The 1,743-nt window shown below is 74.1% G+C and carries 1 protein-coding gene; it reads left to right on the top strand.

The window, feature by feature from the left end; all coding sequences use genetic code 11:
• Positions 1-59: 59 nt before the first annotated feature.
• Positions 60-1,718: an IS66 family transposase gene (locus tag AC0CYZ_RS05230; RefSeq protein WP_472213015.1), complete on the top strand. Its 1,659-nt coding sequence runs from the start codon at positions 60-62 to the stop codon at positions 1,716-1,718.
• Positions 1,719-1,743: the final 25 nt, after the last annotated feature.

Raw genomic sequence — 1,743 nt, 5'->3', positions numbered from 1 at the left:
GGGGCAGATTCCCGGGCGGTGAGGTTGCGCTGAGGACGCGGGCGTGATTCACGCTGCGCATGCCGTTGCCGGACGCCGCACCGCTGGAGGACCTCTCGCTCGCCGAGTTGCGCGACCTCGTCGGCGTGTTGGTCGGCGAGGTCCGTCGGCTTCAGGCTGACAACGCCGCCCTGCGGTCTGAGGTGGAAGCGCAGCAGGCGACGATCGCGGCGCTGCGGGCCGAGAACCGGGCGTTGCGCGACGAGGTGGCGCGGCTGAAGGGCCTGCCGCCGCGCCCGCCGTCGCGGCCCTCGGGCATGGAGGCGGCGACCGAGCCCGAGCGGGCCGGCGAGACGAGCGAGCGCTCGAAGCGGCGGCGGGGTCCCAAGCGCGACCGCGACGCGGTCACGGCCGAGCGGGTGTGCAAGGCCGCGGTGCCGGCCGGCTCGCGGTTCAAAGGGTACGAGGACGGCCTGGTGCGGGAGCTGCGCCTCTCGGCCGAGGTGATCCGCTACCGCCGCGAGCGCTGGCTGACGCCGTCCGGCGAGACCGTGGTCGCGCCGTTGCCGCCGGGCACCGTGGGCGGGTTCGGGCCGGGGCTGCGCCGCTTCGTGCTAGCCCTGCACGCCCAGGGGCAGGTGACCACGGAGCGGCTCACGTCCCTGTTGAACGGCGTCGGGGTGGAGGTTTCCAAGCGGCAGGTGGTGCGGCTGCTCACGTCGCGCCTGGACGACCTGGTGACCGAGGACCGCGACGTGCTGCGGGCGGGGCTGGCCACGGCGCGCTGGGTGACGGTGGACGACACCGCCGCCCGCCACGCGCGCGCGGACGGCGTCACCACCCAGATCGGGGACGACCGGTTCACGGCGTTCCGGACCGGGACGTCCAAGTCGCGCGAGGCGTTCCTCTCCCTGCTGCGGGCCGGGCACACCGACTACGTCGTCGACGCGGCGGCGCTGGACTACATGCGCGGGCGCTGCCTGTCCGGGCCGGTGATCGCGCTCTTGGACGCGCACCCGGCCAAGCGGTTCGCCGACGCGGCGGCCTGGACCGCGCACCTCGCGGCTCTGGGCATCGACCGGCTGGAGGTCACGCCCGACCCGGTGCCGATCGCCACCGAGGGCGCGCTCTGGGGCGCCGTCCGCCGCCACGGCCTGCTGGCGGGGACGGTGATCGTCTCCGACGACGCCGGGCAGTTCCGGGTCGGCGAGCACGCCCTGTGCTGGGTGCACGCCGAGCGCCTCGTGCACAAGCTCGTGCCGGCCACGCCGGAGCAGAGGCGCGCGGTCGAGGTGACACGGGCGCTGATCTGGTGGTTGTACGCCGACCTCAAGGCCTGGAAGCGAGACCCCTGCCCGCGCCGCGCGGCGGCGCTGCGCGCCCGCTTCGACCGGATCTTCACGCGCCGGACCGATTACGTCCTGCTGGACCGGCTCCTCGCCCGTCTGCACCGACGCAAGCCCGAGCTGCTGCGCGTGCTCCAGCACCCCGAGATCCCGCTGCACACCAACGGGTCGGAGAACGACATCCGGACGTGCGTGACCAAGCGCAAGATCTCCGGCGGAACCGTGAGCACGGCCGGGCGCACGGCGCGCGACGTCCTGCTCGGGCTCATGAAGACCTGCAACAAGCTCGGCGTGTCGTTCTTTCGCTACCTCGGCGACCGACTGCACGTCCCAGCCGCCATCACCGTCCCGCCGCTGCCGGACCTCGTCCGACTGGCCGCGAGCGCGGCCTGATCGCCCGGGGATCTGCCCCGGTTAC

Source organism: Actinomycetospora sp. (genome assembly GCF_055612215.1).
The sequence above is the reverse complement of the archived record's forward strand: the minus strand, read 5'-3'. Positions and strand labels throughout refer to the sequence as shown.